Annotated in this window: 4 protein-coding genes; all 4 read right to left on the bottom strand. The window is 69.4% G+C overall.

Annotated features, from left to right (window positions below):
- Window positions 1-28: 28 nt before the first annotated feature.
- The gene (locus MJ797_RS16095; RefSeq protein ID WP_239335659.1) at window positions 29-2,794 is read right to left on the bottom strand and encodes a LuxR C-terminal-related transcriptional regulator; all 2,766 of its coding nucleotides are present in this window, start codon (window positions 2,792-2,794) and stop codon (window positions 29-31) included.
- Window positions 2,795-3,103: 309 nt separating this feature from the next.
- A complete protein-coding gene (locus tag MJ797_RS16100) occupies window positions 3,104-3,610 on the bottom strand; it encodes a MarR family winged helix-turn-helix transcriptional regulator (RefSeq protein ID WP_239335661.1) in 507 nt (168 codons plus the stop codon).
- Window positions 3,611-3,645: 35 nt separating this feature from the next.
- A complete protein-coding gene (gene icmF / locus MJ797_RS16105) occupies window positions 3,646-6,912 on the bottom strand; it encodes a fused isobutyryl-CoA mutase/GTPase IcmF (RefSeq protein ID WP_239335663.1) in 3,267 nt (1,088 codons plus the stop codon).
- A 150-nt stretch (window positions 6,913-7,062) separates the two neighbouring features.
- Window positions 7,063-8,250 carry an enoyl-CoA hydratase/isomerase family protein gene (locus tag MJ797_RS16110; RefSeq protein WP_239335665.1) on the bottom strand — a complete coding sequence of 396 codons (1,188 nt, stop codon included), beginning with the start codon at window positions 8,248-8,250 and terminating at the stop codon, window positions 7,063-7,065.
- Between the last annotated feature and the right edge of the window lie 262 nt (window positions 8,251-8,512).

Consider the following 8,512-nt stretch of genomic DNA (forward strand, 5'->3'; position numbering starts at 1 on the left):
CCACCCGGGACGGCGTGAGGCTGTCGCGTCAGGCCACGTCGCTGCCCTGGACCGCCGTCCCGTTCAACGGGCCGTTCATGTTCGTCGTGCCTGACGGCTCCGTCGCGGGCAGGTCCGTGCCGGCATGACGGAAGCGGGCCAGGTCAGCGCGGTTCTGGCAACCGGTCTTGGTCAGCAGATTCCGCAGATGGGACTCGACGGTGCGCGTGGATAACACCAACCGGTCCGCAACCAACTGATTGGATAATCCACGCGCGACCAGCTCCAGCACATCCATCTCCCGGGTGGTCACGCCGACCCTTGCCAGGGCGTAAGGCACGGTGGTCGCGCCTCTGCCCCGCCGCGGGACCGGGGCACCGATGCGGCGCAACGACTGACGTGCCTGCTGGACCAGCCGAGGGTGTCCACAGGAGCCAAAGTAGGCGATCGCCTCCTGCAGCCACTCTGCCGGAGCCCCCCAACCGGCGTCGGCGGCCGCCTCCGCCACCGCGAGCTGGCCCTGATGCCTGCACCAGTCGAAACCTCGCAGCAGCCGGACTGCCTCGCAGGCCCGCAGCTCGGCTTGCGCGCGGTCCCCCGTACGCCCCGTTACAACGGCCAGACCGAACGCGCCGAGGCCACGGTCGGCCGTAGACAGCAGAGGGTCGGCAGGCGCAGTGGTCCCCTCGAGAGCATGGGCGAGCCGCCGCAGCCCCGACCAGCAGAAGGGAACGTGGGCCTCGGGGAACACACCCGCCTCGGCCTGCGTGTCGAGCACCCGGGCCAGGGACACCATGTTGTTCGCTGCCAGCGCCTCCATCGCATCCACGAGCGTGTGGTCGCCGTCAATGCCGCGGTCCGCGCCAGAGCGCTCTGATTCGACCATTCTCACCAGGCGCAACAGTCCCTGCGCCTGGCCGAGTAAGTGGGGCAGGGACAGCCGCCTTGCTTCGAGCCCGGCCGACTCAGCCCATACCTTCGCCTCGTCGCCGTTCCCGGACAGCAGGAGGGCCTGCGCGAGCCGGATCTCCAGCCTTGTCGTCAGCGCCCGCAGCCCCGTCTGGTCCGCCAGCTCCCGCACGGTTCGCAGCTCGCGGGTGTCGGCGGTGGTGAGCATCCGCACGACGGCAGTTCCCGCCCTGGCATGGATGTCCCAGTAGGTCATCCGGTGTAGGGCCGCGACCCTGGCCAGCCTGGTGTACGCCCGTCGTGTCGCGGCGATGTCGTGCCGTTCAGCGGCACAGCCCAGCACGTCAAGTGCCTCGCAGACCAGAGCGGGCAGCGCGAGATCCAGAGCGGCACGCAGCGCGCGCAGGGCCAGCCGTCGCGCCGTCAGGTCATCGGCCAGCGTCAGCGCGGTGGCTGCCGCCCGGAGCAGGACCCGTACCTGGTCCACGCTGTCCACCAGCCCGCCGGGCCCGCAACGTCCCGGACCGGCGCTGGTACCGGGCGCCTGCACGCTGGGGCGCAGAAAGAACAGCAGCGCCCGTTCGGCCCCGGCGTCGCCGATACGGGACACGATGTCGAGCTGCTCCGTCAGGACCTCAGTGTGCTCCGGCGAACCCGGGGCCAGGATTGCCGCGGCGCGTTGGAGTTTCCGCCGTGCCAGCGACAGATCGGTCTCCGCCTCGTGCCGCGCCTGGTCGCGGAGAAGCTCGGCCGCCGCGCGGCCCAGCGAGCGCACCTGGTCGGGGGACATCGTGCGCCGGATCACCTCGCCGACGAGCGCGTGCCGGAACCCGAAACCGTCCCGGTCCGCGAGCGGACACGCCTGCACGATATCCAGCTCAACAAGCCGGTTGATGGAGCGTTCGGTCATGCCGGCGGGAAGCCGGGTGATCCTCTCCACGGCGTCAGCTCCGAACGTGGGGCCCAACAAGCTCATCACCCGCAATGCCTGGCGGTCGTGATCGTCCAATCCGGCCATCCGCAGCAGGACCCGGCTGGCGAGCGGACGGGGAACCTGCGCGGTGAACAGGTCGCTGACGGTGGCCATCGCGGTGCCGTCGCCACCGGTGGCGATGACATCACCGTCGGCGGTGATAGCGGTGGCGAGGTCGTGGACACAGTCGAGCAGGTCAAGCAGGTGGAGTGGAACGCCGTCGCTCCAGCGGCGCAGGAAGTCGATGACCTGTGGGTCCGGGGCGGGGATGCGATGGCGGACCAGTTCCTCGACTTCAGCTGGAGCCAGCGGGGGAATGATCCCGTCGAGGTAGTTCAGGTTGCCGCAGATCTCCTCGACCATCGGCCATTCGAGCCGTGCTGGTGATTGCGCGGTGCCTACCAGTATCAATGGGACCTCATCGAGGTGGTCGGAAATATAGAACAGCACCTCCTGGGTACGGGGATCGGCGTGGTGCAGGTCCTCCACAACCACGAGCGCGGCCGGTTCCCCCGGCCTGCTCGTCCACCGCACAATAAGCTGCTCTGCCACCACCTCCGCGGGAGTGCACTGCTCGAATTCGACGGCGTCTGGTAGTTTGCTGCCCACCCGCAGTAGGGATTCCCGCAGGGATCGCAACGGAGATCCGCCGGGTACGCAACGACCGCGGAAGGTAACCATCCCCTTCTGCTCGGCCCGGTGGGTGAAAATCCTGGCCAGATGGCTCTTGCCAATACCGCGTTCGCCGCTGAGCAGGTATCCGCTCCCGCGTCCGGTCCTGGCCGCCCTCAGGACGAGGTCGTCGAAATAAGCCAACAGCCCCTGTCTGCCCACCGACCACGGTGTCGAGGTGGCGGGCCAGGACGGTGTGCTCCGGCCCGGCCCGCTTGCGGCCGTCGGGGGCCGGCCGGCCCCCTGCGCTGGGATGACCATCGGCGACCTCCTGCAGGGGTGCGTTCAGCCGGATCGGCCGCCACCGCGGTGTGAGCATCGGTGTGGTGACGGCCTGTTGTGCCGCACCGCGCACCCACTCGCCTCACAGCGCGAGGAATCGGCGGCCACTAGCATCCATGGATTGAGCCGATTGATGAAATCTGCGTTTGTGCCGTCATCAGGAGTGACACACCAGCTCTACCGACACCTGTGATGGATGAACCACGCAGCCAGGTATCAACAGTGCCAGCATGCGGGCCGCCAGCTTACCGAACTGTGACGGTTCTGAAAGCCGTCAGAAGTCAGCCGTCAGAAGTCACCGGCACGGCCGCGGAACTCCCTCAGGATGTCAACGAGCGACGTGATCTGGTCAGGGGACAGATCCGGGTTGGCGAAGACGCTCTCGTTGAGCCGGTCGGTCGCCGCGGCCGCGACATCCCGCCCCGCCGCCGTGATCTCCGCCAAGGTCGCCCGCCGGTCCGTCGGATGCGGGATGCGCCGGACAAACCCCTGCGCCGCGAGCCGGTCGACCGCACTCGTCACGCTGGTCGGATGCACCTGCAGGCGGTTGCCGACCTTGCTCATGGGCAAGGACCCGGCCCGGCTGAACAGCAGCAGCATCAGCAGTTCGTAACGAGCGAAGGTCAACTCGAACGGACGCAGCACCTCGTCCACCCGGGCCAGGATGATCTGCTGCGCACGCATCACGGACGTGACCGCGGCCATGCTGTCGGCGGTCTGCGCCCATCCGTGCGCTGTCCACTGCCGACGCGCCTCCTCGATGGGGTCGAACGGCAAGGGTTTCGGAGAGGACACGGACACCTCAGGCGCGGTTGGTCCCTGCACGGGAATCAGACGTTACGACGATACCGGCCACCGACCTCGAAGAAGGCATCACTGATCTGACCGAGCGAGCAACAGCGGACCGCGTCCATGAGCACGTCGAAGATATTCTGACCGGTTGCGGCGGCCACGCGCAGCCGCCGCAACGCCGCCGGCGCCTCCTCGGCGTGGCGGGCGGAGAAGTCCGCGAGCCGGGCGAGCTGGGAGCGCTTCTCATCCTCGGTGGCGCGCGCGAGTTCTACCGGGCCGTGCGGACTGTCGCCGCTGCCGGCGTCGGGGGCAGGGGCGAGAAAGGTGTTCACTCCGATGATGGGCAATGTGCCGTCATGCTTGCGCTGTTCGTACAGCATGGACTCGTCCTGGATGCGGCCGCGCTGATAGCCGGTCTCCATCGCGCCGAGCACACCGCCGCGCTCGGAGATCCGCTCGAATTCGGCCAGTACCGCCTCCTCCACGAGGTCGGTGAGCTCGTCGACGATGTAGGAGCCCTGCAACGGGTTCTCGTTGCCCGCCAGCCCCCATTCGTTGTCGATAATCATCTGGATGGCCAGTGCCCGGCGGACGGAATGCTCGGTCGGGGTGGTCACCGCCTCGTCATAGGCGTTGGTGTGCAGGCTGTTGCAGTTGTCGTAGATGGCGCACAGGGCCTGCAACGTCGTCCGGATGTCGTTGAAGTCCATCTCCTGCGCGTGCAGGGAACGGCCGGATGTCTGCACGTGGTATTTGAGCAGCTGCGATCGTTGCGACGCTCCATAGCGCTCGCGCATCGCCACCGCCCAGATCCGCCGGGCGACCCGGCCGAGGACGGTGTACTCCGCATCCAGCCCGTTGGAGAAAAAGAACGACAGGTTCGGCGCGAAGTCGTCGATGGCCATTCCGCGCGCGAGGTACGCCTCGACATACGTGAAACCGTTGGTGAGAGTGAAGGCGAGCTGACTGATCGGGTTCGCGCCGGCCTCCGCGATATGGTAACCGGAAATCGACACCGAATAGAAGTTGCGGACGCCGTGGGCGATGAACCACTCCTGCATGTCGGCCATCGCGCGCAGGGCGAACTCGGTGGAGAAGATACAGGTGTTCTGGCCCTGGTCCTCCTTGAGGATGTCGGCCTGCACGGTGCCCCGCACGGTCGCCAGTGCCCGCACCCGGATGCCCGCGGCCTCCTCGGCGCTGGGCTCACGGCCCTGTTCGGCCCGGAACGCGGCCAGGCACTGGTCCACGGCCACGTTGAGGAACATCGCCAGGATCGCCGGCGCCGGGCCGTTGATCGTCATGGAGACGCTCGTCGTCGGTGCGCACAGGTCAAAGCCCGCGTAGAGCTCCGCCATGTCGTCCAGGGTCGCGATCGAGACCCCGGAGGTGCCGATCTTGCCGTAGATGTCGGGACGCGCCGCCGGGTCGCGGCCGTAGAGCGTGACCGAGTCGAACGCCGTGGACAACCGGGTGGCCTGCGACCCCCGGGACAGCAAGTGGAACCGGCGGTTCGTCCGGAACGGGTCACCCTCACCGGCGAACATCCGGGCCGGCGCCTCACCGGCCCGCTTGAACGGGAACACACCGGCGGTGAACGGGAATCGGCCGGGCAGGTTCTCCGCCCGCAGGAAGCGGACGAGCTCACCGTGGTCGTCCATCCGGGGCAGCGCCACCCGTGGTATGGACGTGCCCGACAGGGTGACCCGGCGCAACGGCGTGTGGATGTCCTTTCCGCGCACTGTGTAGACGAGTTCCTGACCGGAGTACTCCGCCACCGTGGCCGGCCAGTTCGCCAGCTCCGCACCGATGGCGGGATCCAGGGCCTTCTCGGCGCCGTCGATGAGGGCGTCGAGCGCGCTGTGATCGTGGCCGGCGGCGGCGAGCTCGCGCCGGGCGGTGATCAGATGCTGGCGTCGGCGCGCCGCCTCGGCCTGCCGGGCGCTGTGCAGATGGTAGGCGCGGACGGTCTCGGCCACCTCGGCCAGGTAGCGGACACGGCCCCGCGGGACCACCGTCGCCAGCCCCGAGGAGGCCCTGACCGTCACCGTGGGCAGTGCACCGGCGGCGAGCGGCAGCCCCCTGGCCGCGAGCAGCCCGGTCAGGTGCTGGTAGAGCGCGGTGACGCCGTCGTCGTTGAACCTGGCCGCGCTGGTCCCGAAGACGGGCATGTCCGTCCAGGGGACACCGAACGCCTCCCGGTTGCGCACCAGCTGGCGGGCGACGTCACGGCGGGCATCCTCAGCGCCCGGCCGCTCGAACTTGTTGATTGCCACGACGTCCGCGAAGTCGAGCATGTCGATCTTCTCAAGCTGGGACGCGGCACCGTACTCGGGTGTCATCACGTAAAGGGCGACATCGACGAGGTCGACGATCCCGGCGTCCCCTTGGCCGATGCCCGGTGTCTCGACGACGACCAGGTCGTAGCCGGCGGACCGGCAGGCTGCGATCACGTCGCCGATGTGTTCGGGCAGTTCGCCGCCGGCCCCCCGGGTCGCCAGGGAGCGGAAGAAGATATTGGCCCCGCCGTCGGCGTCACCGAGCACGTTCATCCGGATGCGGTCACCGAGCAGCGCGCCGCCGCCGCGGCGACGGGTCGGGTCGACCGCGATAACGGCGATACGCAGTTTGTCCTGCTGGTCCACGCGGAAGCGGCGCAGCAGCTCGTCGGTGAGGGACGACTTCCCGGACCCGCCCGTCCCGGTGATGCCGAGGACGGGAACCTCGGTGCGCGCCGCCGCCCGGAGCTCGGCCGCGAGTTCGGGCGAACGGCCGGCCTGGAGCACGGTGATCGCCCGAGCGAGCGCGGCCTGCTCACCGGCGAGGACCGCGGGCAGTGGCGGGGGCTGTTCGGCCAGATCGACGTCACAGGCGGCGACAATCATATTGATCATTCCGAGGAGGCCGAGGCGCTGCCCGTCCTCGGGCGAGAAGATCCGGGCGACACCGCGGGAGTGCAACAGGGCGATCTCCTCGGGGACGATGACCCCCCCTCCCCCGCCGTACACCCGCACGTGGCCGGCGTCGCGCTCACGCAGCCGCTCCACCAGATAGGTGAAGTACTCGATATGCCCACCCTGGTAGGACGACAACGCCACCCCGCTCGCGTCCTCCTGGACCGCGGCCGTGACGAGCTCGTCGACGCCGCGGTCATGGCCGAGGTGGATCACCTCGACACCCTGGGAGCACAGGATCCTGCGCATGATGTTGATCGCCGCGTCATGCCCGTCGAACAGCGACGCGGCGGTGACGATACGCACCGGGTGCTTGGGCACGCGCGGGGCTGACCGGTCGGCTGTGTTCATCCCTGTGACCCCCCGGGCCCCACGGCAGGCTCGCTCCGCCGTCGGTAGTTTGACAACGGATAGTAGGACGTCCACATAGTAGGCGTAAAACCGTCCGACCGCACCCACCGAAATCCCGGATCAGTTATTGATCAATCGATCCCATCACCATCAGCCAGCACAATCGTCGACAAGCCCCCAGCGGACGGCGGTCACCACGTCGCACGGCTCACCGGTCAGCGCAAGCCATGCCGTCCGGGCGGGCCCGATCCGGCGGGTGATGCTCACGGTGCCGCCCGCGCCGGGCACCAGCCCCATACCGACTTCCGGGAGCCGGAAGACCGTGTCCCGGGCGGCGATCACATGATCGGCAAAAGCGGGCAGCTCGACGCCCGCGCCGACGCACGCCCCGTGGACGTGCGCCGTGACCTGGCCGGGAAACCGGACGAGCTCAGCCGCCGCGCCGGCAGCGACCCGGATGACGTGCGCGGTCGCGGGATCGGGCGCCGTACCGAACTGGCTGAGGTCACCGCCGCTGCCGAAGGCCGGCCCGGCCGCGTCGAGCAGGACCTCGGTGATGCCGCCGTCAGACCGTGCCGCCCGCAGCGCGGCGACGAGCGCGTCGCGGGTCGCGGTGTCGTAGGCGTTGCGGACCTCGGGCCGGTTCAGCGTGAGACGAAGCTGACCGCCGGCCCGGCGCACCCGCACCGGCTCGACACTGTCGCGGTGACGCATCGGGCCACGGCCCGCGAGCCAGGCCGCGAACTCCGGGCCGGCAAGCAGGGCCGAGTAAGCCAACGACTCGGCCACCAGCCCGTCCAGCGGAGCGAGCGTCGCGGTCAACCGCAGCAGGCCGACGAGAGCGACCGCGGCGAGCGGGTGCGCACGCACCTGGCGGACGAGCCGCGCCAGCGCGTCCGCGAGGTCGTCCACCTCGACCGCGCCGGGTGTCCCCGCTCGCGCACCGGCCTTCGCGATCTCTCCCGTACCGACCGTGAGCAGGATGTCCGGCGCTCCCACGGCGAGGCCGGTAGGCGGGCAGCCCCCGGCGGCCACCCCTACGATGACGATCGGCGGGCGGGCCTGGGCGAGTCGCTCCAGCGCCGCGGTCACCACGCCGGCCCGATCCATTGTCGAACCTGTCGGCAGGTCCGTCGCCGGGGCCGGGGCCGGCGACGGGGCCATCGTCAGGTCGACAGCCAGCAGTGGCACACCACCGAGGAGGTCGACAAGATCAGCCGGGGATGCCACATCCACAAGATCAGCTGCCACATCGATCGGCAGCACGCCGACCGGGAACAGGTCGACCGACGGTACCGGTGTGACAGATGCTGCCTGGGCGACAGGTGGGATCGGCACGGGCAAACGGTAGCGGGTAGCCACCGAGGAACGAACTGAGCCGACCTTGCTCCTGGCACCGGTCCAGACCGACATCACCATGGGAGGCAGGGAGGTGGGACGGTGAGCCTGCCCCTGTCGGGGATGACCGTCCTCACCTCGGATGATCCACCCACCGGCGCGGCGGGTGCGGGCGGAGCGCGGGCCGGCTCCCCAGCGCTGGCCGCGGCCGTCGAGCTGTTGCGCGGCCTCGGCGCGGCGGTCCCGCGGTTGGGCCCAACCG

The organism is Protofrankia sp. CiP3, assembly GCF_917627345.1.
Taxonomy (GTDB): Bacteria; Actinomycetota; Actinomycetes; order Frankiales; family Frankiaceae; genus Protofrankia.